Origin of the sequence: Variovorax sp. E3, from assembly GCF_016082275.1 — a bacterium.
Classification (GTDB): domain Bacteria; phylum Pseudomonadota; class Gammaproteobacteria; order Burkholderiales; family Burkholderiaceae_C; genus Variovorax.
Map to the genome: position 1 here is coordinate 11637 of NZ_MOWM01000024.1, position 26747 is coordinate 38383.

The following is a 26747-nucleotide window of genomic DNA, read 5'->3' on the forward strand; positions in this document are numbered from 1 at the left end:
AGAAGAGATAGATCGGTCGATCAATGCCCGACCGGCATCGGCCCCGAAGCGCGAACCGGAATGCCGGCACGGCGGTCGAGCGCGCCGCTCCACTGCGTGAGGGCCAGCGACACCAGCACCACCAGTGCGCCGATCCAGGGCGTGTGCAGCAGGCCCAGGTGCGTCACGATCAGGCCGCCGGCCCAGGCTGCCAGCGCAATGCCCAGGTTGAAGGCCGCGATGTTCAGGCCCGAGGCCACGTCCACCGCCTGCGGCGTGAAGCGTTCGGCCTGCTTCACCACGTACACCTGCAGGCCCGGCACGTTGCCGAAAGCCACCGCGCCCCACAGCAGCACCGCCACCAGCGCCAGCCACTTGTGCGGCGCCGCGAAGTTGAACAGCAGCAGCACCGCGGCCAGCAGCGCGAAGATGATCTTCAGCGCCGGGATCGGCCCCATGCGGTCGGCCAGCTTGCCGCCCCAGATGTTGCCCACCGCCACCGAGATGCCGTACACCAGCATCACCCAGCCCACCGAGCTGGCGCTGAAGCCCGACACGTCGGTGAGGATCGGCGCCAGGAACGTGAACGGAATGAACGAGCCGCCGTAACCGATGGCCGTCTTGGCATACACCAGCAGCAGGCGCGGTTCGGCCAGCACCTTGGCTTGCTGCGCCAGCGAGGCCGGCGGCGTGTGGCGGATGTTGCTGGGCACGAAGATCCAGCTGCCGATGAACGCGACAACGCCCAGCGCCGACACGGCCAGGAAGGTCTCGCGCCAGCCGAAGTGCTGCCCGATGAACGTGCCCAGCGGCACGCCCGTGACCAGCGCCACCGTGAGGCCCGTGAACATGATCGCGATGGCGCTTGCCGCCTTTTCCTTCGGCACCAGGCCGGTGGCGATGGTCGAGCCGATCGAGAAGAACACCCCGTGCGCCAGCCCCGTGAGGATGCGCGCCGCTACCAGCGATTCATAGCTGGGCGCCTGCCACGCCAGCAGGTTGCCGAGCGTGAACAGCGCCATCAGCCCGAGCAGCAGCGCCTTGCGCGGCAGCTTGCCCGTGAGGGCGGTGAGCACCGGCGCGCCAATGGCGACGCCCAGCGCATAGAGGCTGACCAGCAGGCCCGCCGAGGGAAGGCCGATGCCGAGGTCGGCGGCGACGGTGGGGATGAGGCCAACGATGACGAATTCGGTCGTCCCGATGGCGAAAGCGCTGAGGGTCAGCGCGAGTAAGGCGATTGGCATGAGAGCACTCCTTCTTGGGATAGAAGGAGTGTCTTGCGGTTACCTTTGCGGATAAATGGGGGGTGGGGCAGAAGATAGTTGCTGGAAGCGCAAATATAAGATCGATTTTTCCGATCCCCAGGAATCGGCGGCCCTTAACGAGCATCGTCGTGTCTTGGGTCTTCCACTGGACGGCTTCGGTAACTTGCGCTTCGCAAACTCATCATGAGGCATCATTGCGCTTGATCTGATGCCCGCCTTAAGCACGTATTTTTTGAGACGTGCGACCGACCAACTGCCTATTCGTGGAAATTAAATGATTGACGTTATTTGGGGAACAGCAAAGGACAAGCCGGAATCTTCTCGCTTGCTTGCGGAGCAGTTGGCCGATATTGACGCTCAAGGTCAGCTTTATATCGGATATCCGATTATGGGATCTCCGCTAGGTCCGGTGAAGTTTGATGCGCTTCTGATCTCTGTCGAGCTCGGGCTCATCGCATTTGATCTTGTCGAGGGCACTGATGTTGGTGAGTATCGCGCTCGGCAGGACGATATTGCTTCAATGCTTGAGGTGAAGTTTAAACCCTACCCTAATCTAAAACAAGGGCGACAGTTAAAATTCGATATAAATGCAATCACCTTTGCGCCTGCTAAGAGTACGCTCCCGGAAAGTGAAGATCCTTACTATATTTCTAATTCGACAAACCTTGTTTCGCAGGTAAATGGATTTAAATGGAGTTCGGATACCGCAACTTTTTTCTGCGCTAGTTGCTGCAGTGCAAGTTGTAACCTCAATTAGAGCCGGAAAACTAAAAAAGAGAGCCAAAAAAACAAGACTCCAAGGGTGCAAAACTCAAGCGAGTAGAAGACTCGATTGCAAATCTCGATCAGCACCAGTCACAGGCTGTAATCGAAACGGTTGAAGGCGTGCAGCGCATTCGTGGTTTGGCTGGCTCCGGTAAAACGATAATTTTGGCCCTGAAGGTCGCATATCTTCACTCACAAAATCCAGAGTGGAAGATAGGAGTGACATTCAATACGAGATCGCTAAAAGAACAATTTCGGCGGCTCATCAATAATTTCACCATTGAGCAATCGGGTACCGAGCCTGATTGGGATCAAATTGATATTCTCAATGCGTGGGGAGGTCCGGGTGGAAAAGAGCGGGATGGGATTTATCATCGATATTGCGTCGAGCATGGAATCGATTTCATGGATTATGGGGGCGCCAAGCTTAAATTTGGGAGGGACAACGAATTAAGGGGTGTTTCTGCTTTGGCTTTGTCGCAAACTTCAGTCGTTAAGCCGTACTACGATTTGATGCTTGTTGATGAGGCGCAGGATCTGCCGCCGGAATTCCTGAAATTATGCTACGCATTTTTGCGTGATCCAAAGCGCTTAGTCTATGCCTACGATGAGTTGCAGTCGTTGACTGGACAAGCGGTTTTACCGCCAGAAGAGCTGTTCGGCACTGATGTGAAAGGGCGGCCGTTGGTTGTTTTTGGCGCAGAAGAAGTTAATACGCCGCGCCAAGATATTATTCTTGAAAAGTGCTATCGCAACTCCAGGCCTTTGCTTGCGACTGCACACGCGATTGGTTTTGGAATCTATCGTCAAAATGGACTTGTTCAATTCTTTGGACAAGATTCACTTTGGACTGATGTTGGCTATGTTGTCGAAAACGGAGAGATTGAGGGGGGTAAGAATGTTGTTCTCTCTCGGACGCCTAACACTTCGCCGTTATTTCTTGAAGATCATTCAAATTTGGATGATTTAATTAAATTTGTAAAATTCGGAACTTCTGCAGAACAAACCGAATGGCTGGTAAATGAAATTAAAAAAGACATTACAGACGAAGAGCTTCGGCCTGACGACATTGTTGTTATAAACCCTAACCCTCTGACAACACAGCGTGAAGTCGGGCCGGCTCGACAAGCACTCTTCCGCGATGGGGTAAATAATGAACTAGCCGGCGTTAGTACTTCTGCTGATGTTTTTTAGCAAGGCTGATGCCGTCACTTTTACCGGAATATTTAGAGCAAAGGGTAACGAGGCTGGGATGGTTTACATCTTGAATGCTCAAGATTGCTATTCTGGCTGGGACAAGGCCGCAACAGCGCTTGCTAGAAATCGGCTTTTTACCGCAATAACTCGTTCGAAAGCGTGGGTTCGAGTTCTTGGTATCGGTCCCAATATGGATAAGCTGATGGAAGAACTCAAGCTGCTTCGGGAAAACGAATTTAAACTAAAATTCAAATACCCCACCCCCGAAGAGAAAGCTCAACTCAGATTGATTAATGTTGGGAAGGTTAGCAAAAAAAGAACTCGGCAGCGTCGGGAGCTTCAAGCTGTCATTGATGCTGTAAACAGCGGCGAACTAGATGCGGATCACATCATTGAGCAGCTTAAAAAAGCCGCTCGCCCTTATTGAATTATGTCTGCAGAAATAATTGGAGCGCAAATCAGAGAGGTTTTGGCTCGACTGATTCAGGCGGGGTTGTCTGCCCAACAATTCAATCCTTCGTTGCAGATGCTTGCCGGTGGCAGTGTAAGTATTGGCGATCTTCCAATGTCTACGTATGCATTGAAGGATGTTTATTATCAAATGATCTACGAGGATTTAGATCGTAGTTTGGCTTTTCATTCGAAATTGGTGGATGGCGGCTTGATAGCTTTCCAGTACGTAATTGATAAAAATGGGAGCGTGTTAAAGCATCGGCTAACGTATTTCCCTTCCATGGTACTTCCTACTGTCGAGGAGGCTCCGCTTCTGTACGAAAACGACGAGCTTTTCGCGGATGTAATGGTCCAGCGGCTTGTTCGATTTCCTATTCGCTTTGATTTTGCTCCTGAGCAGTATGTCGATGTTGATCATCCTCAATGTCACCTGACATTGGGACAATTTGATGGATGCAGAATCCCCGTTACCGGGCCTGTTAGCCCATATGTATTTGCTATGTTTTTGCTTCGAAATTTCTATCGACGATCCTATGTTCGAAATAAGAATTTATTTGACAAGAAGATAAAGGGGTTGAAATTGGATCCCACGATTAGTGATTTGGAGAGAAAAATTGCGCATCTCGTAGTCTCTTGAGTTCGACCCGATAAAGACGGCAGGCGCGCTAATAGCTATACTTCGCTGTCGCGCAAAAAAAGCGTGGCCGGGTTTGGAAGCCCGTCGAAGTTCTGCGACGAAAGCCGCAGTCACCGCAACGTGGTCTGCGGCTTTTCTGTTTGCGCCTCCAGTTTTTGGCGGCTCGAACGGGAAGGCGCGAGCCTTGCCGGTTCTCGTCAGAGCTTCCCGGTCTTCCAACCCGTTCGAGCTGCCGCCACCGTTTGGAAGCGGGTGCGGCGGTTGTTGCAAACCGAAGTTCTGAAAGGCCGCAATGGCTGAATCTGCACCCACCCTCGACGACCTCGCCCTCCAAACCTGCGACGACGCCGACACCCTCCACGAGGTCATGCGCGCCTACACCGCGCTGGAAAAGCTCGTAGACACCGCCGCCCTGAGGGACAGCGAGGTGCTCGCCACCAACCGCACCGAGCTGAGCGCCTTGCTGCGCCTGCTCAACGAGGCGTTGATGGCGCGCGTCAGCGCCGTCAACTCAGCCGCCGCAGCCTTGCGCGAGGCGTTGCTGCTGCTGCAAGCGCAAGCCGCGCCCAGCCCGACGTAACTGGCGACCGTTGGAGGCTGTCAAGCAGCCGGCCCGCCCGGCTGCCCCGCGTTCTCCGTCTCCGCCAGCAGCCATTCCCTGAACGCCACAACCCGCGCGTCCTCCCCGCTCCCCTCTGGATACACCAGGTGATACGCATACGTCGGCGCCATGCTCACGCCGACGTCGAACAGCCGCACCAACCGCCCCTGCGCCAGGTCGGCCGCGATCATGTCCAGGTCGGCCAGCCCCACCGCGCCGCCTTCGATCACGGCCTGCACCACATAGCCCGAATCGGAAAACGCCACGCACCGGCTGTCGTCGAAGCCCTCGTCGCTCACGCCGGCCGCAGCCATCCACATGCGCCAGTTGGGCCAGGTCATGGTGTCGGTCTTCCAGTCGACATAGCACAGCGTGTGGTTGTGGCGCACCAGGTCGCTCGGCTCGTTCAGCGGCGGCCCGGTCTCGATGAGCTTGGGGCTGCACACGGGCACGATGAGCAGCTCGAACAGCCGGTCTGACCGCGCACCCTCGTAGCGCCCGGTGCCGAAGCGGATGGCAATGTCGATGTCGTCGGCCTCGAAGTCGCGCAGCGTGTCGCTGATGTCGAAGGTCAGCTCCACCTCCGGGTGGGCGGCCCTGAAGCGCGGCAGCCTCGGCAGCAGCCAGTTGGTGGCAAAGCGCGGGCTCAGCGACACGCGCAGGTGCGCCGCGCTGCGCGTCAGCCGGCGGGCGCGGCCCGCGGCGCGCTGCAGGGTGTCGAGCGCGTCGGCGGTGGCCTCGAACAGCACGGCGCCCGCCGCCGTGAGCTGAATGCTGCGGCTGGTGCGCGTGAACAGCACCACGCCCAGCTGGTCTTCGATGTCCTTGATCTGGTAGCTCACGGCCGCCGGCGTGAGCCCCACTCGTCGCCGCGCGCGTGAAGTTCAGGTGCCGCGCGGCCGCCTCGAAGGTGCGCAGCGCCCGCGTGCCCGGCAGCATGCGGTTCGTGGTGGTGATGGTGGTGGTGCTCGTGCTGTGCGGCGTGGGCGTCATCGATCTTCAAGCTCCGTTTGATGGTTCGTTGAGAACTACTCGTTTTTCAAGCCGCGCGCGGCGGGGGACGATCAAGCCAGTCAAGAAGCTGAATCGATGGATTGATTGGAGTGAATGAATGTCTGCCAGCCTGAACCCGTGCGATGCGCACCCTGACGAAGCCGTTGCGGCGACCAGAGGAAAAAACAACGACCCCCTGCACTGGCCCGCGCGCATGTGGATCGCGCTGCTGATCTTCAGCGGCGTGATTCTGCTCGATGGGCTCGACATCTCGATGATCGTGGTGGCAATCCCCGAGATCCAGCACGAGTTCGGCATGGGCGCGGCCACGGCGCAGTGGCTGGTCAGCGCGTACATCCTGGCGTTCGGCGGCTTTCTGCTGCTGGGCGGTCGCTGCGCCGACTTGTTCGGCCGCAGGCGCGTGCTGGTGACGGGGCTGGCGGTGTTTGCGCTGGTGTCGGTGGGCGGCGCGTTCGCCAGCGACGCGGGCTTGCTGATCGTTTCGCGCTTCGTGAAGGGCATGGCCGCGGGCTTCACCGGGCCGGCCGCGATGTCGCTGCTGACCACCACCTTTGCCGAAGGGCCGGCGCGCAACAAGGCGTTCGGCATCTTCAACTTGTTCGAGGCCTCGGGGTACTCGTCGGGCCTGTTGATCGGCGGGCTGCTGGCGGCGCTGGACTGGCGCTACATCTTCGTGCTGCCGATTCCGGTCGCGCTGCTGCTGTTGCTGGCCGCGCTGCGCTATCTGCCGCCCGACCCGCCGCGCGCCGAGCGCGTGCGGCTCGACGTGGGCGGCGCCGTCACGCTGCTGGCGGGCATGCTGCTGCTGGTGTTCACGGTGGTGTCGGCGGAGGAGGCGGGCTGGGTGTCGCTGCGCACGGCCGGCGGGTTCGCGGTGGCGGTGGCGTTGCTGGCGCTGTTCGTGGTCATCGAGCGCACGGTGAAGGAGCCGCTGATACGGCTGGGCATTTTTCGCAACCGGGGGCTGGTGGCGGCGAACATCAGCGCGGCGCTGTTGTATGGCGGCGCGGCGGGCTTTCAGTTTCTGATTGCGCTGTACCTGCAGAACATCCAGGGCTGGAAGCCGTGGCAGATGGCGTTGGTGCTGCTGCCGGCGGGGCTGATGGTGGTGGTCGTGGGGCCGAAGATCGGCGCGCTGATCAGCCGGTTCGGCGTGACGCGGGTGCTGCTGGTGGGGCTGTCGGCTTTTGTGCCTTGCTACCTGCTGATGTTCCGCATCGGCGCCGAGCCCGACCTGTGGGGTGTGCTGCTGCCCGCGTCGCTGCTGTGGGGAGTGGGCTTTGCGCTGAGCATCTCGGCGCTGATGGTGGCGGGCACGAGCGGCGTGGCCGATCACGAGCAAGGGTTGGCGGCGGGGTTGCTGAACAGCTCGCTGCAAGTGGGCGGAGCCTGTGGGCTGGCGGTGCTGACCGCGGCGATTGCGCCGGGGACGGCGTTGGCGATGCTGTATCCGGGCGTGGGGGTGATGTTGGGGTTTGCTGTGTTGACGTTGTTGGCGCAGGTGATACGAGGGAAGGGGTGATGAGTCAACCGGCGCCACTTCCATGGCGCGGTACCCGGGGGGCTTGTAGAGGAGGTCTCCCATATCGCCGGGGCATTCGTGCGGGCAAGCGGGCAGAAAGTCAAGTGCACACATTTCTTCATGCCACTGTGCGCTGAATCGAGCTCGCGTTAACGCTCCAAGCCGTCCGAAGGCCCGGGTTGCAATCCGGCAGTCTGGATGTCTTCAGGTCTGGATAAATCTGGATCGCGGCGAAGTCATTGACATCAACGTCGGAGCTCTTCTTTTCGCGGTAGCTGTGCGCAAACTTTTCAACATCGAGGGGAGCGGGAAAAAGAGTCTTCAGTGCGAGCGCCACGTTGTCGGCACGCATTCTTGCGAGTTGCATTGCCTCTTTCGGCGTTCTCTCGGGCGGCTTGGCGGTAGCGCCGGCTTCGACGCCTGCACTCGTGTACTTCGCAAACATCGCGTTCGCATTGCCAATCCATCCGGCCAGCCGAGCGATCTGAGTGCGATCCAGGTCCGCAGAGCCGTCCGCAAACGTCAGCGTGATCTGAATGATTCGCTGGCATGCCGAGGCGCAGTTGCAAGCGGTGAATAGCGCCAGCATCAGAAGCCACTTAGCTCGCATAGAACACCTCGTCCCATACAACATAGCCCGCGATACTGTCCGCGTTGGTTTTCATGCCCCGAGGGTCCGCTTCCGCTGCCGCACGAGCTGGGCCCAAGTGGTTCAGCGTATCGAAGCTGCCAAAAGTATCGTTGAAGTGCGTTACTTCATGGATGAGCGTCGATAGCTGTGAATCGAGATTCGCGGAAACGTCGCGCAGAGCGCAAAACGAGACGTTGATTGCGATGGTTCGCGTCGCAATGTCCGGCTTGCAGACCATTGCGATCGTACTTTGATCATGCTTTGGCACGATGCAGCCGAGCTCTTTGCCCTCATCAGTGAGGCGAACAAAATTCTTGCAAGCCAGTCCTCTCAGCACCGATTCGCTCGATGCCAAACCCTTCTGCAGATATTCCCGCATGGACTGGTCGGCGACACCAAACCATTCCTTTACCCGCGACATATCGCTCATGTTCCAACGTGCCAATTCGGGGAGGCGCTTCTTAGCGATGAGCGATACCGCCTTGTCTCGCAAATCCAGCATCGTGTTGCAGAACTGCCTGTTGGTCATGTTGGGGCAGATGTTTTCTGTTTGCTCCGCCTCGGGCGGGTGAGTCACCCCCGCATCGACCAGCTTCTTGCTGGCCGCAACGGCCATGGCATTTCCGGAGAGCCATCCCGGCGATGCGATCAAGCTGGCGCTGAAAGCCCCAACTGCTGCGGCCATGCCGTCATCGTAGGTGGCCGAATGCTGTAGCGTAGCCACGAGCGACGGTGGAACGGGGCAATGGCACATCACGCATCGCCCTCCAGTGCTGCCTCCGAAATGAATTGCGGCCGCCTTGGCCCTCCCGCCTTGGCGATGATGCCGACGCTGTTGCATCCCTCGCAGTAAGCCCGGCCGCCGATCAAGGCGACCCGATGGCCGTAGAGATCGAACATCGGGCCGTCGTACGGCAGGACTCTGCCGCCAGAAGTCGGTGGATCGCCGACCACAAGAATCTTTCGGTCCATTTCATACCCTCCGAGTTGATGACTGGGGAGATGTACGTGGTGGAGGCCGCTAACACTGTTGTCTATGGTCAATCTGGTGGGCGTTTCTCACGATGAAGAGCGCTTTCGATCCGCGGCCGTCGCTGCGGGGCATCAGTTCCTCGCCGCAAACCAGCTGTGCACGCTCTCTTGAGAAAAATGGAAGCTTTCAAGGATTTTTTGCATCCCCTGCATCCAAACGCACCCCTGCCGTGTAGACCCTCCAGCAGCGAGGAGCTGCTGCCCATCTACAACCCAGGAGTAATTCCATGCACACCTCCCGTTCCATCGCCGTGCTCGGCGCCGTTTCCGCTGCCGCATTGCTCACCGCCTGCGGCTCGATGTCCTCGGGCTCGATGGCCCCGGCCTTCAACCAGTCCAGCCTGCCCCCCACCATCCAGGTGCCGGCCGGCCACAAGGTCGCCATGGAAACCGTGGGCAAGGGCGACATCACCTACGAATGCCGCGACAAGGCCAACGCCCCCGGCCAGACCGAGTGGGTGTTCGTCGGCCCCGACGCCAAGCTGTGGGACCGCGGCGGCAAGCAGGTCGGCAAGTACTACGGCCCGCCGGCCACCTGGGAGTCGATGGACGGCTCCAAGCTCACGGCCACGCAACTGGCCGTCGCACCCTCGGGCCCGACCAGCCTGCCGTTCCAGCTCGTCAAGGCCAACCCGGCCACGGGCTCGGGCGCGATGACCGGCGTGACCTACATCCAGCGCGTGGCCCTGCAAGGCGGCGTGGCACCGGCGGCCGTGCCCTGCACGCCGGCCACCAAGGGCCAGAAGCAGGTCGTGCAATACCAGGCCGACTACATCTTCTGGAAGGCGTCCTGATCGTCGGGTGATTCCACGGCGCGGGCCGCAGGCTCCACTACCATCGGGCCGTGCAGAACCCGCCCCCCACCACGCCCTTCGACTACGACGCCGCCCTCATGGCATGCGCCCGCGGCGATCGTCTGGCTCTGCAGCAGCTCTACCAGCGCGAGAGCCGCTACCTGATGGGCGTGGCGCTGCGCATCGTGCGCCAGCGCCAACAGGCCGAAGACGTGCTGCACGACGCCTTCATCAGCATCTGGCAGCGCGCCGAGACCTTCAACCCGGCGCGCGGTGAAGGCCGGGGCTGGATCTACAGCGTGGTGCGCAATGCCGCGCTGAACATGGTGCGCAGCGGCGCGCGCCAGGTGGACGTGAGCGAAGACGCGGCCGAAGCCATCGACGACCGGGCCGCGCTCGCGGCCTACGCGTCGTCGGCCGATCCGTTCGAGCTGCGCGCCGACCTCGGCAAGCTCGAAGGTTGCCTGGGCGGGCTGGAGCCGGCGCGGCGCGACTGCATCCTCTATGCGTATGTCGAAGGCTGCTCGCACGGCGAAATCGCCGAGCGGCTGCACACGCCGCTGGGCACGGTGAAGTCGTGGATCCAGCGCGGCATGCGCGCGCTGCGGGAGTGCATGGCATGAGCAGCAGCACGAGCACCGGCACCGCCGAAGAAGACACCATCGACGCGCTGGCCGGCGAGTACGTGCTGGGCACGCTGTCGGCCCCCGCGCGCGCGGCGGTCGAAGCCCGCATGCGCAACGAGCCCGCGCTGTGCGAAGCGGTGCAGGCGTGGGAAGCACGGCTGCTGCCGCTGACCTCGCTCGCCGCGCCGGCCGACCCGTCGCCCGCGCTCTGGTCGCGCATCGAGCGCACGCTGGGCAGCGCCGACGCTCCGCAAAAAGCAAAGCCGGCGCGCGCATCGGGCTTCGCGAACTGGTGGAACAACCTGCAGCTCTGGCGCGGCCTGGCCGCCGGCGGGTTCGCCGCTGCGGCATTGATGGTCGCCGTGCTCGTCACGCGTCCGCCGCCCACGCCGCAGTACATGGTGGTGCTGGTCGCCCCGCAGGACAAGTCGCCGGGCTGGGTGATCCAGACCACGTCGTCGCGCCAGCTGAGCCTGGTGCCGCTGGGCACGATCGAGGTGCCGCCGCAGAAGACGCTGCAGTTCTGGACCAAGGCCGACCAGTGGCGCGGCCCGGTGTCGCTGGGGCTGGTCAAGCAGGGCCAGACACTGCGCATCCCCATCGACAAGCTGCCGCCGCTGGAGCCGAACCAGCTGTTCGAGCTCACGCTGGAGCCCGAGAACGGCTCGCCGATCGACCGCCCGACCGGGCCGATCCAGTTCATCGGCCGCGCCGTCAAGGTGCTGTAGTCGTCGTCGCAGTCGTTGCCGCGGCCTTGGCGCGCCGCGCGAGGGCGGCGGCGGCAAGGCCGATGACGCCCACCAGCAGGCACAGCCCGAAGATCACGCCGCGCGTTTGCGTTGCATCGGCGAACGCGCCGACGACCAGCCCCGCGATCGGCTGCGTGAGGTTGTTCAGCAGCACGATCACGCCCGTGGTCTTGCCGTAGTCCCTGGCCGGAATGATCCGTTGCCGGTGAATGCGGATGTAGATGCTGAACATCTTGTCGAACCCGACCACCAGCAGGAAGCCCGCTGCATAGCCCCAGTGGCTGGTGCTCGCGGCCGTGAGCAGGCCGCCGCCGAAGATCAGCAGGTAGGCGGCAACGCCCATGCGCTTCAGCGCGATCGAGCCGCGGATGATCGCCAGCAGGATCACGATGGTGGCCACGGCGCCCAGCGTCTGCAGCGTCGCGTAGTAGGTGGCCGAGCGGTGGTGCAGCCCCGTGACCATCGCGGCGGACGAGGCCAGCGTGGTGCCGAGCATCAGGTTCACGCCCGAGGTCAGCAGCGTCAGGCGCAGCAGGCCGGGCAGGCGCCACACATGGCCGAGGGCGGTGGCAATGGGTTGCAGGAAGTGGCCCGGCTCGCCCTGCGGCTCATGCAACTGCAAGGGGTTGCCGCGCCGCCAGTACGCGGTCGCCACGTCGGCCAGCAGAAAGAACGCGGCCGCCGCGCCCACCACCGCCTGCCACGGCCACAGCGCGAACAGGGCCGCAGCCACCAGCGGGCCGAGCACCATGCCGGTCTGCTCGGCGGTCTGCGCATAGGCCAGCACCTTGTCGAAGCCCTGGCCGTTGGCAATCTGCGGCAGCATCACCTCGCGCGCCATCACGCCTTGGGTGGTGAGCACGCCGCACACGGCCGACAGGCCCACCAGCCACCCGATGCCGCCGATGGCCTCGTTGGCCAGTACGCCGAGCACGCAGATCAGCGCGCGAAAAATCTGGCTCGCGCGCAGCAGCTTGAGCGGCGACACCCGGTCGCACAGCGCGCCGCAAACGGGAAACGACAAGAAGCGCGGCAGCGTCTCGGCCGCGAAGGCGTAGCCCGACCACGCCACGTCCTGCGTCACCTGGAACACCACCAGCGGCACCAGGAACAGCAGGATCTGGTCGGCCAGCTTGGAGAGGAACAGCGAGGCGAGGAAGGCCGGGAACTTCATCGCCGTGCCCGCGCCGCCGGCGTGTGCGCCAACCCCGAAGGGAAAAGGGTGAGTGGCGCGGGGGCGGCGGGCATGTGCTGAAGATAATCGAAACATGATCGCGCTCGACTGCTACTACAGCCTCTCCTCGCCCTGGGCCTACCTGGGCGGCCCGCAACTTCAAGACATCGTGCGCCGCCACCACGTGCGGCTCGTGCTCAAGCCGTATGACTTCCAGGCGGTGGTGCCGCAGACCGGCGGCATTCCGCTGAAGACCCGGCCCGAACCGCGTCGCACCTACCACGCGCTGGAACTGGCGCGCTGGAGCGACTACCTCGGCATGCCGATGAACCTGGCACCCGCGCACTACCCCAAGGGCGCGCCGAGCGACCCGAACTGGAACAAGTACCCGGGCTGGATGGTGATCGCCGCCCAGCTGCAGGGGCTCGACGCGCAGCCGCTGTCGCACGCGCTGCTGCGCGCGCTGTGGGCCGAAGAGCGCGACACCTCGCAGGCCGGGGTTCGCATTGCCGTGGCCGACGAGAACGGCTACGACGGCGCCTCGCTGCAGGCGCTGGAGCAGTCGGCCGAAACGCTGGCAACCTACCGCGCCAACAGCGCCGAAGCGGTGGAGGCGGGCGTGTTCGGCGCGCCGACTTTCATCCTGAACGGCGAGCGCTTCTGGGGGCAGGACCGGTTGGCGTTCGTGGACCGGGCGCTGGACAAGCTGCGCGCGGCGGGCTGACGCCCTTTTCGCTCACAGCCCGACGGACGACCGCGGCAGCAGCGCCGGCACCAGCGTGCGGTTCATCCGCTCGCGCCACCAGCGCAGCGCCTGCCCTTGCGCGCCGGTCTTCCACGCCAGCCAGAAGGCCTCGGGCGCGCGCGGCTCCTCGGTGGGCAGCTCGACCAGCGTGCCGCGCTCCAGCTCGTTCAGGATGCAGGCGCGCGGCAGGAAGCCGTGGCCCAGCCCGGCGACCTGGCAGGCGATCTTCGCGGGCATCGACGGCACGGTGATGCGCGGCTGGCCGGCCAGCAGGCCGACGGTGCGGTCCGACAGCGTGCGCGCGCTGTCGCCCACCACGATGGCGTTGCAGTCCAGCAGGTCGCCGCGCTGCAGCGGTCGGCCGATGCGCGTGAGCGGGTGCGTGGGCGCCACGCAGAAGGCGAACTCCAGGCTGCCCACCGTCACCGCCTGGTAGCCGCCGCCGGCCGGGCCTTCGCCCGCGGCGATGACGATGTCGGCGCGCCCCTCGCGCAGCGCCTCCCAGCTGCCGGTGAGCGCCTCGCAGCCGATGCGCAGCCGCGTGCCGCAGCGCAGGTCTTCGAAGGCACGGATGTCGCTGATGAGCGCGTGCGTGGGAATGAGCGAGTCGTGCACCAGCCGCAGCTCCGACTCGAAGCCGGTGGCGATCTGCCGCATGCGCGATTCGAGGTCGCTCGCGGCGCCGAGCAGCCAGCGCCCCTCCTTGAGCATTTCTTCGCCGGCGGGCGTGAGCGCCACGCGCGGGCCGTTGCGCTCGAACAGCAGCATGCCCAGCTGCTCTTCGAGCTTGCCCACGGCATACGAGATGGTGGAGGGCACCTTGTTCAGGCGCGTGGCGGCGGCGGCGAAGGAGCCGTGGCGCGCGATGGCGTCGACGACCTCGATGGCTTCCAGGCTGAGTTTGAGCACGCGGCGTTCCTTGCTGAAAACGGTGAAAAAAGAAGATTCGAAAAATTCGATTGTCAGGGATGAAAAGTTTCGTCGATGGCGGCTGTGCCGGCACCGATGATTCAGCCCATGCCAAGGGAATTCTCTCCCGAAGCGGATTGTGAATTCAATCGAATCAGTCATCGCCCCGTCATTCAACCCCAGGAGTTTTTTCATGTCCATCCAAGCCACCCCCACCGCCGGCGCCAAGTTGCTCACCCCCATCGACCACACGCTGGTGATGATCGACTTCCAGTCGCAGATGGCCTTTGCCACGCACTCGATCGACGCCGTGAACCTGCGCAACAACGCCGCGCTGGTGGCGCAGGCGGCGGCCGGCTTCGGCGTGTCGACCATCCTCACGACCGTGGCCGAGAAGAGTTTTTCGGGCCCGATGTTCAGCGAGATCACCGACGCGTTCCCCGGCCAGAAGATGCTCGACCGCACCTCGATGAACACCTGGGAAGACGCCGCCGTGATCGAGCGCGTGAACCAGATCGGCAAGCCGCGCATCGTGCTGTCGGGCCTGTGGACCAGCGTGTGCATCGTGGGCCCGGCCCTCTCCGCGCTGGACCAGGGCTTCGAGGTGTACGTGATCGCCGACGCCTGCGGCGACGTGTCCACCGAGGCGCACAACCGCGCGATGGAGCGCATGGTGCAGGCCGGCGCGCAGCCGATGACCTCGCTGCAATACCTGCTCGAGCTGCAGCGCGACTGGGCCCGCGGCGACACCTACGAGCTGACCACCGGCATCGCCAAAAAGGTCGGCGGCGCCTACGGCCTGGGCGTGACCTACGCCAAGACCATGTTCGGCGCGCACGAAGGCTGAAAGCCCGGGTGAAGCAGATGAAGCCCTATGTCCTGTCGCTTGCGCTCGGCCTGTTGGTCGGCGTGATCTACGCACTGTTCCAGGTGCGTTCGCCGGCGCCGCCGGTCATCGCCCTGGTGGGGCTTCTGGGGATCCTGCTCGGCGAGCAGATCCCGCCGCTCATCAAGAGCGTGCTCAAGCCCGACGCCGTGGCCACCTCGTGGCTGCACCACCAGGTCAAGCCGCACGTGTTCGGCGAACTGCCGAAATGCCTGCCGACGCAAACCGCCGCCGAAACGTCCAACAAGGAGCCCCGCAATGGCTGAGACCACGACCACGCCCGACCTGATCCTGCACCGCGGGCTGTTCACCACCCTCGACCGCGCCAACCCCACGGCCGACGCCGTGGCCATCAAGGACGGGCGCTTCACGCAGGTGGGCCACTCGCGCGACATCCTGCCGCTGGCCGGCAGCCGCACCCGCGTGATCGACCTGCACGGCAAGCGCGTGCTGCCGGGGCTCATCGACAACCACCTGCACATCATTCGCGGCGGGCTGAACTTCAACCTCGAGTTGCGCTGGGACGGCGTGCGCAGCCTGGCCGACGCCATGGGCATGCTCAAGCGGCAAGTGGCCATCACGCCGGCGCCGCAATGGGTGCGCGTGGTGGGCGGCTTCACCGAGCACCAGTTCGTCGAGAAGCGCCTGCCGACCATCACGGAGCTGAACGCCGTGGCGCCCGACACGCCGGTCTTCATCCTGCACCTGTACGACCGCGCGCTGCTCAACGGCGCCGCGCTGCGCGCCGTGGGCTACACCAAGGACACGCCCGCGCCGCCCGGCGGCGAGATCGTGCGCGACAGCGCCGGCAACCCCACGGGCCTGCTGCTGGCCAAGCCGAACGCGGCCATCCTCTACGCCACGCTGGCCAAGGGCCCGAAGCTGCCCTTCGACTACCAGCTCAACTCCACGCGCCACTTCATGCGCGAGCTCAACCGCCTGGGCGTGACCGGCGCCATCGACGCGGGCGGCGGCAACCAGAACTACCCGGACGACTACCAGGTGATCCAGAAGCTGGCCGACGACGGCCAGCTGACCATTCGCCTGGCCTACAACCTGTTCACGCAGAAGCCCAAGCAGGAAAAGCAGGACTTCCTGAACTGGACGGCCACTTCCAAGTACAAGCAGGGCGACGACTACTTCCGCCACAACGGCGCCGGCGAAATGCTGGTGTTCTCTGCCGCCGACTTCGAGGACTTCCGCCAGCCGCGCCCCGACATGGCGCCGGAGATGGAAGGCGAGCTCGAAGACGTGGTGCGCGTGCTGGTGCAGAACCGCTGGCCGTGGCGCATGCACGCCACCTACGACGAGACCATCAGCCGCTCGCTCGACGTGTTCGAGCGCGTCAATCAAGACACGCCGCTGGCCGGCCTGAACTGGTTCTTCGACCATGCCGAGACCATCTCGGACCAGTCGATCGACCGCATCGCGGCGCTGGGCGGCGGCATTGCCGTGCAGCACCGCATGGCCTACCAGGGCGAGTATTTCGTGGAGCGCTACGGCCACGGCGCGGCCGAGGCCACGCCGCCGGTCAAGCGCATGCTGGAGCGCGGCGTGAAGGTGTCGGCCGGCACCGACGCCACGCGCGTGGCCTCGTACAACCCGTGGGTGTCGCTGTCGTGGCTGGTCACGGGCAAGACCGTGGGCGGCATGCAGCTCACGCCGCAGCGCAACTGCCTGGACCGCGAGACGGCGCTGCGCATGTGGACCGAGAACGTCACCTGGTTCTCGAACGAAGAGGGCAAGAAGGGCCGCATCCAGGTGGGCCAGCTCGCCGACCTGGTGGTGCCCGACCGCGACTTCTTCGCCTGCGCCGAGTCTGAAATCGCCGACACCACGGCGCTGCTCACCATGGTGGGTGGCAAGGTGGTCTACGGCGCCGGCGCCTTTGCCGCGCACGACGAAGGGGCACCGCCGCCGGCCATGCCCGACTGGTCGCCCGCGCGCACCTTCGGCGGCTACGCCGGCTGGGCCGACACCGCGGAGGGCGCACCCATGCAGAAGGTGCTGCGCAATGCAGCGGCCGCCTGTGCCTGCGCCAACGACTGCAACGTGCACGGCCACCAGCACGCGACGGCCTGGAGCAGCAAGCTGCCCATTGCCGACCTCAAGAGTTTCTGGGGCGCGCTCGGCTGCGCCTGCTGGGCGGTGTGACGATGCGCTGGACGACTGCACCCGCGTTGCGCGGGGTCGCCTTGCTGCTGCTGTGCGCGGCCTACCTGCAAGGCGGGCTGAACAAGGCGATGGACTTCAACGCGGCGCTGGCCGAGATGAACCACTTCGGCATGTCGCCCGCGGGGCCGCTGGCCGTGGCGGTGATCGTGCTGGAGCTGGGCGCCTCGGCGCTGATCCTCACGGGCTTCGGGCGCTGGCTGGGCGCGCTGGCGCTCGCGGCCTTCACGCTCATGGCGACCTTCGTGGCGCTGCGTTTCTGGGAGATGCCGGTGGGGCCCGAGCGCTTCATGGCCGCCAACTCTTTCTTCGAACACCTTGGCCTGGTCGGCGGCTTCCTGCTCGTCGCCTGGCATGACCTGCGGGAGCGTGCCCATGTCTGAATCTTCTCGCGGCGCGGTGGCGCCGGCGCCTACGCCCGGTGCGCCCGGTGCTTCGGGTGCCTTCGCGCCGTTGCGCCAGCCGGTGTTCGCGGTGCTCTGGGCCGCCACGGTGCTGGGCAACATCGGCAGCTTCATGCGCGACGTGGCCAGCTCGTGGCTGGTGACCGACCTGTCGGCCAACCCCACGGCGGTGGCGCTCATCCAGACGGCGGCCACGCTGCCGGTCTTTCTGCTGGCGATTCCGGCGGGCGTGCTGTCGGACATCCTCGACCGGCGGCGCTTTCTCATCTTCGTGCAGCTGGTGCTTGCGTCGGTGAGCGGCACGCTGCTGGTGCTCTCGCACACCGGTGCGCTCACGGTCGAGTACCTGATTGCGCTGACGTTCGTGGGCGGCATCGGCGCGGCGCTGATGGGGCCGACCTGGCAGTCGATCGTGCCCGAGCTGGTGCCGCGCACGGAGCTCAAGGGCGCGGTGGCGCTGAACTCGCTGGGCATCAACATCGCGCGTTCCATCGGGCCGGCCGCGGGCGGGCTGATCCTGGCGAGCTTCGGTGCGGCGGCCACGTATGGCGTCGACGTGCTGAGCTATGTGTTCGTGATCGCGGCGCTGCTGTGGTGGAAGCGCCCGGCACCGGCCGACAGCGGGCTGTCGGAGAACTTTCTCGGCGCCTTCCGTGCCGGCCTGCGCTACACGCGGGCCAGCAAGGAGCTGCACGTGGTGCTGCTGCGCGCGGCGGTGTTCTTCCTGTTCGCGAGTTCGGTGTGGGCGCTGCTGCCGCTGGTGGCGCGCCAGATGCTGGGCGGCACGGCCGGCTTCTACGGCGTGCTGCTCGGCGCCGTGGGCGCGGGGGCCATCGGCGGCGCGCTGGTGATGCCGCGCCTGCGCGCCCGGCTCGATGCCGACGGCATGCTGCTGCTGGCCGCGCTGCTCACGGCCGCCGTGATGGGCAGCCTGGTGTTCGCGCCGCCCAAGTGGCTGGCGGTGCTGCTGCTCCTGGTGCTGGGCCTGGGCTGGATCATTGCGCTGACCACGCTCAACGGCGTGGCCCAGGCCATCTTGCCGAACTGGGTGCGCGGGCGCGGCCTGGCCGTGTACCTCACGGTGTTCAACGGCGCGATGGCGGCGGGCAGCCTGGGCTGGGGCCTGGTGGCGCAGCAGATCGGCGTGCCGGCCACGCTGGTGGCGGGCGCGGTGGGGCTGGTGGTGATCGGGCTGATCTTTCACCGGGTGCGGCTGCCGTCGGGCGAGGCCGACCTGCAGGCCTCGAACCACTGGCCCGAGCCCTTGCTCGCCGAGCCGGTGGCGCATGACCGCGGGCCGGTGATGATCCAGGTCGAGTACCGCATCCGCAAGGACGACCGCCCGGCCTTTCTCGAGGCAATGAAGCGCCTGTCGCTCGAACGCCGCCGCGACGGTGCCTACGCCTGGGGCGTGCACGAGCACACGGCCGACGGCGAGCGGGTGATCGAGTGGTTCCTGGTGGAGTCGTGGGCGGAGCACTTGCGCCAGCACCACCGGGTGTCGCAGGCCGATGCCGACCTGCAGGGCGAGGCGCTGCGCTTTCACATCGGGCCGGGCAAGCCCGAGGTGCATCACTTCCTGGCGCTGTAGGCGAACCGCGCGTGCGACCCGGGCGACCCGGGCCTTTGGGCCCGCGGTCGTCAGGGCCGGTGCCGGTGGCGATAATCCTGCCATGCGAATCCGCTTTACCAAGATGCAGGGAGCCGGCAACGATTTCGTCGTGCTGGACGAAACGCGCGCCGCGCTGGGCCTCAGCGCCGCGCAATACCGCTTTCTGGCCGACCGCCACTTCGGCGTCGGCGCCGACCAGATCCTCACGGTGCGGCCTTCGCCGGCCGAGGGCATCGACTTTCAATACGTCATTCACAACGCCGACGGCGGCGAGGTGGAGCAGTGCGGCAACGGCGCGCGCTGCTTCATGCGCTTCGTCAGCGAACACAAGCTGACCGCCAAGGACACGGTGCGCGTGCAGACGCTGGCCGGCGTCATCGAGCCGCGCATGGCGCCGACGGCCGCGTGACGGTCGACATGGGCGCCCCCGTCTTCGAACCCGAGCGCGTGCCCTTCGACCCGGCCGGGCTCGACCCGCAGCCCGACGGCGGCTGGCAGACCTGGCACCTGGCGCTCGGCACCCGCGCGGGCAGCGCTATCGTTTCCGTAGCGGTGCTGTCGATGGGCAACCCGCACGCGGTGCAGGTGGTCGACAACGTCGACACCGCCCCCGTGGCCGAGCAGGGCCCGCAGATCGAGCACCACCCGCGTTTTCCGCAGCGCGTGAACGCGGGCTTCATGCAGGTGGTCGACCGCGCGCACATCAGGCTGCGCGTGTTCGAGCGCGGCGCCGGCGAAACGCTGGCCTGCGGCACCGGCGCGTGCGCGGCGGTGGTGGCGGGCATCCGCCTCGGGCTGCTGGACCGCCGCGTCGACGTGCAGACGCACGGCGGCGTTCTCACGATCGAGTGGCAAGGCGAGGGCCAGCCGGTGCTGATGACCGGGCCGGCCACCACGGTTTCGAAGGCGATATCGAGGTACCGGAACTGTCATGACCACTTTCACGCACAACAACAACGACGCCAACGCCATGAACCCGATCACCGAAGACGACATCGCCAATTACCTGGCGAACACGCCCGACTTCTTCGAGCGCCATGCCCAGCTGCTGGCGCAGGTGCAGCTCACCAGCCCGCACGGCAACCGCGCCGTGAGCCTGCAGGAGCGCCAGGCCGAGATGCTGCGCGAGAAGATCAAGGCGCTGGAGCACCGGTTGATGGACATGGTGCGCCACGGCACCGAGAACGTCGTCATTGCCGACCGCCTGCAGCGCTGGACCAGCGGCCTGCTGACCACGCGCGACCCGCGCAGCCTGCCGTACCGCATCGCGGTCGACCTGCAGTCGCTGTTCCTGGTGCCGCAGACGGCCATCAAGGTGTGGGACTGCGGCAGCGAATACCTGAACGAAGCCTATGCCCAGTGGGTGAGCGACGACGTGAAGGCGCTGGCCACCTCGCTGACTTCGCCGTACTGCGGGCTCAATTCGGGCTTCGAGGCCGCGAGCTGGCTGCCGGAGCCGCAGTCGGCCATGTCGATCGCGCTGATTCCGCTGCGCCCCGACGCCGAGTCGCCGGCCTTCGGCATGCTGGTGCTGGCGTCGCCCGACGCGCAGCGCTTCAACGCCGAAATGGGCACCGACTTTCTCGAGCGCATCGCCGAGCTGGCGTCGGGCGGGCTGTCGCGGCTGCGTCCTTGAAGCGCCCGCGCTGGTTGCGGCGGCCCTGGCAGCTCGCGCTGGCCGGCGGGTTGCTGGCCGGGGTGCTGGTGTACGCTGCCATCGGCGCGTTCATCTGGCTGCATGCCGAGACGCTGCTGGCGAACCCGCCGCAACGCCCGGCCGACGCGGCGCTGGTGCTCGGCAGCCGCGCGTACCTCGACGGCAAGCCGCATCCGTGCCTGGCGGGGCGGGTCGATACGGCGGTGGCCCTGGCCAAGACCGGCCTCGTCAAGCAGCTCGCCTTTTCGGGCGGCGTGGATTCCGAAGACGGCCGCACCGAGGCCACGGCCATGCAGGAGCGCGCCGTGGCCGACGGCTATGCCGGGCCGGTGCTGCTGGAGCCGGCGTCGACCTCGACGCGGCTGAATCTGTCGCTGTCGCGCCCGCTGCTGCTGGCGGCCGGGGTGCGCAGCGTGGTCATCGTGTCGGAGCCGTTCCACATGTGGCGCATCGAGCGGCTGGTGAAGATGAGCGGTTTCGACCAGAGCTTCGACGTGCAGTACGCGGCGGCGCCCACGTCGTGCTGGAACGCGCTGGGCCCGTTCTCGAAAGGCGCATTGCGCGAGCCCGCAGCCATCGTGAACAATGCCGGCCATGGCTACTTGTTCTAGCACGCCCCCAGGCTTCGCGCACTTCGTGTCGCTTCGCCAACCCCCTCGCCGGGGGCAATACCAGCGGCCCGGCAAAGCCGGTTCCGCGGTATTCCTGGGGCAGGCACGGCGCCAGGCAAATGGACTGGATTGAGAAATACCTGGAGCACGTGCGCGTCGAGCGCCGTCTTGCCGCGCGCACGGTCGAGCTCTATGCCTTTCACTTGCAGGCCCTGCGCGAGCACGCGGACGAGGCCAAGCTGCCGCTGGACCGCGTGCAGACCGCCCACATCCGCCGCTGGATGGCGCAACTGCACAGCGCCGGGCGCGAGCCGCGCGGCATTGCGCTGGTGCTGTCGTGCTGGCGCAGCTTCTATCGCTGGCTCGGCCACGAAGGGCTGATCGGCTTCAACCCCGTGCAGGACGTGCACGCGCCCAAGGCCGGCAAGCCCTTGCCCAAGGCGCTGGGCGTGGACGACGCGGTGCGCCTGGCCGAGCTGTACGACCCCGAGGCCGACCCCTGGACCGAGCGCGCGACGGGGCCATCGTCGAAGTGCTCTACGGCTGCGGCCTGCGCGTGAGCGAGCTCACGGGGCTCGACGCGCAGGCAAGCAACACGGCGCGCGGCTGGCTCGACCTCGATGCAGGCGAAGCAGCGTGCTCGGCAAGGGCAGCAAGCGCCGCATCGTGCCGATGGGCGGCAAGGCGACCGAGGCGGTGCGCGACTGGCTCGCGGTGCGCGGCGACTGCGCGGCGCTCACCACGGCGCACCTGCGCGACCCGCAGGGCGCGGGCGCGCTCTTCATCAGCGCCAAGGGCGTGCGGATGTCGTCGCAGGCGGTGTGGAAGCTGCTGCGCGAACGCAGCCTGAAGGCGGGCCTGGCGGCGCCGGTGCATCCGCACATGCTGCGCCATTCGTTCGCGAGCCACGTGCTGCAATCGAGCAGCGACCTGCGCGCGGTGCAGGAGCTGCTGGGCCACGCCAACATCGCGACCACGCAGGTCTACACGCGGCTGGATTTCCAGCACCTGGCCAAGGCCTACGACGCGGCGCACCCGCGTGCCAAGGCCAAGCCCGAGCACGACAAATAACAAGCAAGCAGCAAAGAACAGAACAATGAAAACCCTCCGCCTCAAACCCGGCAAAGAACGCTCGATGCAGCGCCGCCACCCCTGGGTGTTCGAATCCGCCATTGCGCGCGGCGGCGCCGATTCCGGCGAAACGGTGCGCGTCGAGTCGCACGACGGCGCCTTCCTGGCCTGGGCCGCCTTCAGCCCGACCTCGAAGATCCGCGCGCGGGCATGGAGCTTTGTCGAGACGCAGCGCATCGACGCCGCGTTCTTCGCCGCGGTGTGCGCGCGTGCCGTGGGCGCGCGGGGCCTGTTCGACCTGCAGAGCGACGGCGTGCGGCTCATTCATGGCGAGGCCGACGGCCTGCCGGGCCTGATCGTCGACCGCTACGGCGACACGCTGGTGGCGCAGTTCCTGTCGGCCGGCGTCGAACGCTGGAAAGACGTGCTGGCCGACGCGCTGCTGGCGGCCACGGGCTTGACCAAGCTCTACGAACGCTCCGACGCCAGCGGCCGCGAGCGCGAAGGCCTGAAGCCCGTCACGGGCTGGCTGCGCGGGGAGGGCGCCACCGAGATCACGATCCGCGAGCACGGCTGGAAGCTGTCGCTGGACGTCGCGACCGGCCACAAGACCGGCTTCTACCTCGACCAGCGCGACAGCCGCCAGCGCTTTGCCGAGCTGGCGCAGCACCGGCGCTTCAAGCGCGTGCTCAATTGCTTCTGCTACACGGGCGGCTTCACCGTGGCGGCGCTCGCGGGCCTGAAGGCGGCCGGCGCGCTGCAGGGCGCCGAGCTGGTGTCGGTCGATTCGTCGCTGCCCGCGCTGGAACGCGCGCGCGGCCACCTCGCGCTCAACGGCTTTGCCGAAGAGGGCTCGGGCATCAAGACCGAGTTTCTCGACGCCAACGTCAACACCGTGCTGCGCGACTTCATCGACCAGGGCCGCACCTTCGACGCCATCGTGCTCGACCCGCCCAAGTTCGCGCCCACGGTGGCGCACGCCGAGCGCGCCGCGCGGGCCTACAAGGACATCAACCGCCTGGCGCTCAAGCTGCTGGAGCCCGGCGGCGTGCTGCTGACCTTTTCGTGCTCGGGCGGCATCAGCGCCGACCTGTTCCACAAGATCGTGGCCTCGGCGGGGCTGGACGCGGGCGTGGACGGCTACATCGCCGAGCGCCTGGGCGCCGCGCCCGACCATCCGATGACGATCGAGTTCCCCGAAGGGGAGTATCTGAAGGGCCTGGTGGTGGTCCGCAAGCCCGCTTGACCCTGCCGGCAACGCAACTCAGTGGCATTGGCTAAACTGCCGGGCCAGTCTTTTTTCGCCCCTTTTCCTGTTTTCCGCTTCCGGAGCACTCCTTCATGGCCCTCATTCCCGCGACCATCCTCACCGGCTTTCTCGGCTCGGGCAAAACCACGCTGCTCAAGCGCATCCTGACCGAGGCCCACGGCCAGAAGATCGCGGTCATCGAGAACGAGTTCGGCGAAGAGAACATCGACAGCGACATCCTGGTGACCGAGTCGAAGGAGCAGATCGTGCAGATGAGCAACGGCTGCGTCTGCTGCACCATCCGCGAAGACCTGCGCGAAGCGCTGCAGGTGCTGGCCGCCAAGAAGCGCCAGGGCCTGCTGGACTTCGACCGCGTGGTGATCGAGACCACCGGCCTGGCCGACCCCGGCCCCGTGGCACAGACCTTCTTCATGGACGACGAGATCGCCGAGAGCTACCTGCTCGACTCGATCCTGACGCTGGTGGATGCCAAGCACGCGCCGCAGCAGCTCAACGACCGCCAGGAAGCGCGCCGCCAGGTGGGCTTTGCCGACCAGATCTTCATCAGCAAGAGCGAGCTGGTGTCGGCCGAAGAGACCGACGCGCTCATTCACCGCCTGAAGCACATGAACCCGCGCGCGCCGCAGCAGAAGGCGCACTTCGGCGACGTGCCGCTCAAGGACATCTTCGACCTGCGCGGCTTCAACCTGAACGCCAAGCTGGACATCGACCCCGACTTCCTCAAGGAAGACGACCACGACCATCACGACCATGACCACGCGCATGGCGAGCACTGCGACCACCCCTCGCACAAGCACGAAGGCGGCCACGGCCACCATCACCACACGGACGACGACGTCAAGAGCTTCGTCTACAAGGCCGACCGCGCCTTCGACCCGGCCAAGCTCGAAGACTTTCTGGGCGCCATCGTCAACATCTACGGCCCGCGCATGCTGCGCTACAAGGGCGTGCTGAACATGAAGGGCACCGAGCGCAAGGTGATCTTCCAGGGCGTGCACCAGCTCATGGGCAGCGACCTGGGCCCGGAGTGGGGCAAGGACGAAGCACGCCAGAGCCGCATGGTGTTCATCGGCATCGAGCTGCCGCGCGAGATCCTGGAGCAGGGTCTGGAGCAGTGCCTGGTTTGACGAGCCGTTGGCAGGGCGCGTCGGACACGCCCCACGCCCGATGAATCGCCCAGGAAAAACGGCGCTGACCGCAAGGCCAGCGCCGTTTTTTCGTGGAGCGCCGAGGTTTACTGCCCCATCGCACCCATCGGCTTGCCGTTGATCTTCAGGCTGCCTGCGCTGAACTCGACCTGGCCCGTCACGTCGTCGCCGTCGCGCTTCACGAAGCCGTTCTGCTCGCCTTGCTCGACCAGGCCCGCCACCAGTTCAGGCGGCGGCGTCTGGCCGCTTTGCGCGCCCGCTTCGGCCAGCTTCTCGAGCCACTTCATCGGCACCCGGGCATTGGCCTTGAGCACGCCGCGCTTGAGCAGCAGCGCCGTGCCGCTCGACTGCAGGTCTTCGTCGGTCACGCCGACCATGCCGGCCGTGTAGCTCAGCTCGCCGCGCTTGCCGTCGATCTCGACCAGCATCTTGTCGATGCCGGCTTCGGGGGCGTACTTGGCCATGGCCTTGAGGTCGGGGGCCAGTTGCTCCAGCAGCGCCTTCGTCGCGGCCTGCGACGCCTTGCTGCCGCCCTTGCCGCAGCCGTTGGCCGCGCTCGACTGCATCCATGCGTCGGCCAGCTTCTTGTAGCCGGCGGCCTGGATGTTGCGCGCGCTGCTCGTCAGCTCGAACTTGTCGATCTTGGTCGCGCCGATCTTGCCGTTGCCCTTGACGGTGCCTTCGGAGGTGTAGAGCCCGTCCTTGATGCTGGCGCCGCCGACCAGGTCGATGGCCTGCAGCAGCACGGTCGGCAGCGGCTTGTGGGCCGCGCCGTCGCCGGCCGGGCCGAGACCCTTGGGCGCCGCGAATTCGAGCGATTCGAGCCGGCCTTCGGACTTGCCGGTGGCCAGGTACCAGCCCGCGCTGCTGTCCATGTCGGCCTTGCCCGTGAGCTTGCCCATCTTCAGGGTCAGGCCGGTGCGGGCGTCGTTGAAGTCGAGGCCGGGCATCGTCAGGTCGTAGCGCACGGCGGTGCGCGCCGCGTTCACGTCCAGGCGAATCTGCAGGCCCTGCCATGCGAGCTGGCCCTTGCCGTCTTCGGCGAGCTTCACGGGCGCTACCGCCAGGTCGCTGGTGAAGCCGCCGCCGAAGGCGACCTTGGTGTGGGCGGTGAGCGGCTTGGCCTCGCCGAACAGCTTCTTCACGTCGGCCTGGGTCTTGGCGTCGAGCACCAGTTCGCTGTCGATGGTGGCCGCGGCCAGCGAGCCGCCGGCCAGCGGGCCGTGGTGGATGGTGTCGCGGATGGTGAAGCGCAGGGGCTTGGCCGGCTTGGCGTCGGCCGGCGCTTCCTGCTCCTCGTCGTCCGCTTCGGCTTCCTCGCCCTCGGCGGGTTGGGCGGGCTTGGCGGCGGTCGCCGGCGCTGCTGCCGCGGCGGCATCGGCCGCGCAGCCGATCTCCAGCGTCACCGTGCTCACGGCGCCCAGGAAACCGCGGTCGTAGTTGCGCTCGACCACGCGCACCAGCGCGGTCTGCTTCGGCAGTTCGTCGAAGGCGCTGTCGTAGCGCGACTTGATCTGCGACCCGGCCACCCAGGTGCCGCCGCCATAGGCGACGGCGATGGCCGCGGCCAGGACTCCCAATACTGCTTTCTTGCTCAAGACTTGCTTTCTTTTGTCGAATGATCGGATGGCCCGCGGCGCCGAAAGGGCAATGGCGGGCCGGCGCCACCCCCTCCGGCGACGCCGCGCGATGCTAACGGACGCGACCCTTGGGCATCGATATCGCCAGCGCTTTCGAGTTCTCTATACAATCGCGCGCCTGTTCCGGCAGCCATACCCCGTCCATCTGGACAGGATGTGACTTCCGGCACGGGGCGCCGCAGG

General features: G+C 65.6%; 28 protein-coding genes and 3 pseudogenes. 23 read left to right on the plus strand and 8 right to left on the minus strand.

The window, feature by feature from the left end; genetic code table 11:
* Positions 1-20 precede the first annotated feature (20 nt).
* Positions 21-1223 (minus strand): MFS transporter, encoded by a 1203-nt coding sequence (locus BMG07_RS11415; RefSeq protein WP_198084668.1) that lies wholly within the window; start codon positions 1221-1223, stop codon positions 21-23.
* A 295-nt stretch (positions 1224-1518) separates the two neighbouring features.
* Between BMG07_RS11415 and BMG07_RS11420 the strand changes: the two genes are divergently transcribed.
* The 5 genes from BMG07_RS11420 to BMG07_RS11440 all read left to right on the plus strand — a co-directional run bounded on the left by BMG07_RS11420 (position 1519) and on the right by BMG07_RS11440 (position 4876).
* Complete coding sequence (locus BMG07_RS11420) at positions 1519-2001, plus strand: hypothetical protein (RefSeq protein WP_198084669.1); 483 nt, start codon at positions 1519-1521, stop codon at positions 1999-2001.
* 128 nt (positions 2002-2129) lie between these two features.
* Positions 2130-3203, plus strand: coding sequence for a DEAD/DEAH box helicase (locus BMG07_RS11425; RefSeq protein WP_198084670.1), 1074 nt, complete (start codon positions 2130-2132; stop codon positions 3201-3203).
* Positions 3193-3633, plus strand: coding sequence for an ATP-binding domain-containing protein (locus tag BMG07_RS11430; protein ID WP_198084671.1), 441 nt, complete (start codon positions 3193-3195; stop codon positions 3631-3633). Before BMG07_RS11425 ends, BMG07_RS11430 begins: the two co-directional genes overlap by 11 nt.
* 99 nt (positions 3634-3732) lie before the next feature.
* On the plus strand, positions 3733-4296 hold the full coding sequence (locus BMG07_RS11435) for a DUF2290 domain-containing protein (protein ID WP_374221265.1): 564 nt from the start codon (positions 3733-3735) through the stop codon (positions 4294-4296).
* A 292-nt stretch (positions 4297-4588) separates the two neighbouring features.
* Positions 4589-4876, plus strand: coding sequence for a hypothetical protein (locus BMG07_RS11440; RefSeq protein WP_198084673.1), 288 nt, complete (start codon positions 4589-4591; stop codon positions 4874-4876).
* 20 nt (positions 4877-4896) lie between these two features.
* Here the strand turns inward: BMG07_RS11440 and BMG07_RS11445 are convergent.
* Positions 4897-5836 (minus strand): annotated as a pseudogene (locus BMG07_RS11445) (LysR substrate-binding domain-containing protein).
* Between BMG07_RS11445 and BMG07_RS11450 the strand changes: the two are divergent.
* On the plus strand, positions 5823-6008 hold the full coding sequence (locus BMG07_RS11450) for a hypothetical protein (RefSeq protein WP_269758873.1): 186 nt from the start codon (positions 5823-5825) through the stop codon (positions 6006-6008). The pseudogene BMG07_RS11445 and the gene BMG07_RS11450 sit on opposite strands and share 14 nt — an antisense overlap.
* Positions 6009-7433: an MFS transporter gene (locus BMG07_RS11455; protein ID WP_198084674.1), complete on the plus strand. Its 1425-nt coding sequence runs from the start codon at positions 6009-6011 to the stop codon at positions 7431-7433.
* A 118-nt stretch (positions 7434-7551) separates the two neighbouring features.
* Here BMG07_RS11455 and BMG07_RS11460 read toward each other — a convergent pair whose 3' ends face one another.
* The 3 genes from BMG07_RS11460 to BMG07_RS41945 form a co-directional block, all read right to left on the minus strand.
* Complete coding sequence (locus BMG07_RS11460) at positions 7552-8022, minus strand: hypothetical protein (protein WP_198084675.1); 471 nt, start codon at positions 8020-8022, stop codon at positions 7552-7554.
* Between the two features lie 10 nt (positions 8023-8032).
* Positions 8033-8749: a M35 family metallo-endopeptidase gene (locus BMG07_RS11465; RefSeq protein ID WP_269758864.1), complete on the minus strand. Its 717-nt coding sequence runs from the start codon at positions 8747-8749 to the stop codon at positions 8033-8035.
* A gap of 68 nt (positions 8750-8817) precedes the next feature.
* Positions 8818-9036, minus strand: a complete 219-nt coding sequence (locus tag BMG07_RS41945; protein ID WP_269758865.1) for a PAAR domain-containing protein — start codon at positions 9034-9036, stop codon at positions 8818-8820.
* 287 nt (positions 9037-9323) lie between these two features.
* Between BMG07_RS41945 and BMG07_RS11470 the strand changes: the two genes are divergently transcribed.
* Genes BMG07_RS11470 through BMG07_RS11480 form a run of 3 tightly spaced genes read left to right on the plus strand, consistent with a single transcriptional unit; the run spans position 9324 to position 11244 of the window.
* Entirely contained in the window at positions 9324-9890 is a 567-nt protein-coding gene (locus BMG07_RS11470; protein ID WP_198084676.1) for a DUF3455 domain-containing protein, read from the plus strand.
* A 50-nt stretch (positions 9891-9940) separates the two neighbouring features.
* Complete coding sequence (locus tag BMG07_RS11475) at positions 9941-10513, plus strand: sigma-70 family RNA polymerase sigma factor (RefSeq protein WP_198084677.1); 573 nt, start codon at positions 9941-9943, stop codon at positions 10511-10513.
* Complete coding sequence (locus tag BMG07_RS11480) at positions 10510-11244, plus strand: anti-sigma factor domain-containing protein (protein ID WP_198084678.1); 735 nt, start codon at positions 10510-10512, stop codon at positions 11242-11244. The genes BMG07_RS11475 and BMG07_RS11480 overlap by 4 nt, the downstream gene beginning before the upstream one ends.
* On the opposite strand, the gene BMG07_RS11485 is transcribed toward BMG07_RS11480, so the two are convergent.
* Positions 11231-12439 (minus strand): MFS transporter, encoded by a 1209-nt coding sequence (locus BMG07_RS11485; protein WP_198084679.1) that lies wholly within the window; start codon positions 12437-12439, stop codon positions 11231-11233. The two genes, BMG07_RS11480 and BMG07_RS11485, sit on opposite strands and share 14 nt — an antisense overlap.
* A 94-nt stretch (positions 12440-12533) precedes the next feature.
* Between BMG07_RS11485 and BMG07_RS11490 the strand changes: the two genes are divergently transcribed.
* Positions 12534-13163 (plus strand): 2-hydroxychromene-2-carboxylate isomerase, encoded by a 630-nt coding sequence (locus BMG07_RS11490; protein WP_198084680.1) that lies wholly within the window; start codon positions 12534-12536, stop codon positions 13161-13163.
* 12 nt (positions 13164-13175) lie between these two features.
* Here BMG07_RS11490 and BMG07_RS11495 read toward each other — a convergent pair whose 3' ends face one another.
* On the minus strand, positions 13176-14093 hold the full coding sequence (locus BMG07_RS11495) for a LysR family transcriptional regulator (protein ID WP_198084681.1): 918 nt from the start codon (positions 14091-14093) through the stop codon (positions 13176-13178).
* 193 nt (positions 14094-14286) lie between these two features.
* Between BMG07_RS11495 and BMG07_RS11500 the strand changes: the two genes are divergently transcribed.
* From BMG07_RS11500 to BMG07_RS11550, 12 genes and pseudogenes are all read left to right on the plus strand, one after another.
* Positions 14287-14940 carry a hydrolase gene (locus BMG07_RS11500; RefSeq protein ID WP_198084682.1) on the plus strand — a complete coding sequence of 218 codons (654 nt, stop codon included), beginning with the start codon at positions 14287-14289 and terminating at the stop codon, positions 14938-14940.
* A 17-nt stretch (positions 14941-14957) separates the two neighbouring features.
* Complete coding sequence (locus BMG07_RS11505; RefSeq protein ID WP_198084683.1) at positions 14958-15245, plus strand: DUF1427 family protein; 288 nt, start codon at positions 14958-14960, stop codon at positions 15243-15245.
* The gene (locus tag BMG07_RS11510; protein ID WP_198084684.1) at positions 15238-17133 is read left to right on the plus strand and encodes an amidohydrolase; all 1896 of its coding nucleotides are present in this window, start codon (positions 15238-15240) and stop codon (positions 17131-17133) included. The genes BMG07_RS11505 and BMG07_RS11510 overlap by 8 nt, the downstream gene beginning before the upstream one ends.
* Before the next feature lie 2 nt (positions 17134-17135).
* On the plus strand, positions 17136-17534 hold the full coding sequence (locus tag BMG07_RS11515) for a DoxX family protein (protein ID WP_198084685.1): 399 nt from the start codon (positions 17136-17138) through the stop codon (positions 17532-17534).
* Positions 17527-19146 carry an MFS transporter gene (locus BMG07_RS11520; protein WP_198084686.1) on the plus strand — a complete coding sequence of 540 codons (1620 nt, stop codon included), beginning with the start codon at positions 17527-17529 and terminating at the stop codon, positions 19144-19146. Before BMG07_RS11515 ends, BMG07_RS11520 begins: the two co-directional genes overlap by 8 nt.
* A gap of 82 nt (positions 19147-19228) precedes the next feature.
* A complete protein-coding gene (locus BMG07_RS44810; protein WP_374221264.1) occupies positions 19229-19576 on the plus strand; it encodes a diaminopimelate epimerase in 348 nt (115 codons plus the stop codon).
* Positions 19468-20016 (plus strand): annotated as a pseudogene (gene dapF / locus BMG07_RS44815) (diaminopimelate epimerase); the annotation flags it as partial. The gene BMG07_RS44810 and the pseudogene dapF, both read left to right, overlap by 109 nt.
* An 82-nt stretch (positions 20017-20098) precedes the next feature.
* Complete coding sequence (locus tag BMG07_RS11530) at positions 20099-20803, plus strand: DUF484 family protein (protein ID WP_198084687.1); 705 nt, start codon at positions 20099-20101, stop codon at positions 20801-20803.
* Positions 20800-21435 (plus strand): YdcF family protein, encoded by a 636-nt coding sequence (locus tag BMG07_RS11535; RefSeq protein ID WP_198084688.1) that lies wholly within the window; start codon positions 20800-20802, stop codon positions 21433-21435. The genes BMG07_RS11530 and BMG07_RS11535 overlap by 4 nt, the downstream gene beginning before the upstream one ends.
* Before the next feature lie 119 nt (positions 21436-21554).
* Positions 21555-22506: pseudogene (locus BMG07_RS11540) on the plus strand (tyrosine recombinase XerC).
* 25 nt (positions 22507-22531) lie between these two features.
* Positions 22532-23752, plus strand: coding sequence for a class I SAM-dependent rRNA methyltransferase (locus tag BMG07_RS11545; RefSeq protein WP_198084689.1), 1221 nt, complete (start codon positions 22532-22534; stop codon positions 23750-23752).
* A gap of 95 nt (positions 23753-23847) precedes the next feature.
* Positions 23848-24903: a GTP-binding protein gene (locus tag BMG07_RS11550; RefSeq protein WP_198084690.1), complete on the plus strand. Its 1056-nt coding sequence runs from the start codon at positions 23848-23850 to the stop codon at positions 24901-24903.
* A 107-nt stretch (positions 24904-25010) separates the two neighbouring features.
* On the opposite strand, the gene BMG07_RS11555 is transcribed toward BMG07_RS11550, so the two are convergent.
* A complete protein-coding gene (locus tag BMG07_RS11555; protein ID WP_269758866.1) occupies positions 25011-26522 on the minus strand; it encodes a YdgA family protein in 1512 nt (503 codons plus the stop codon).
* Positions 26523-26747: the final 225 nt, after the last annotated feature.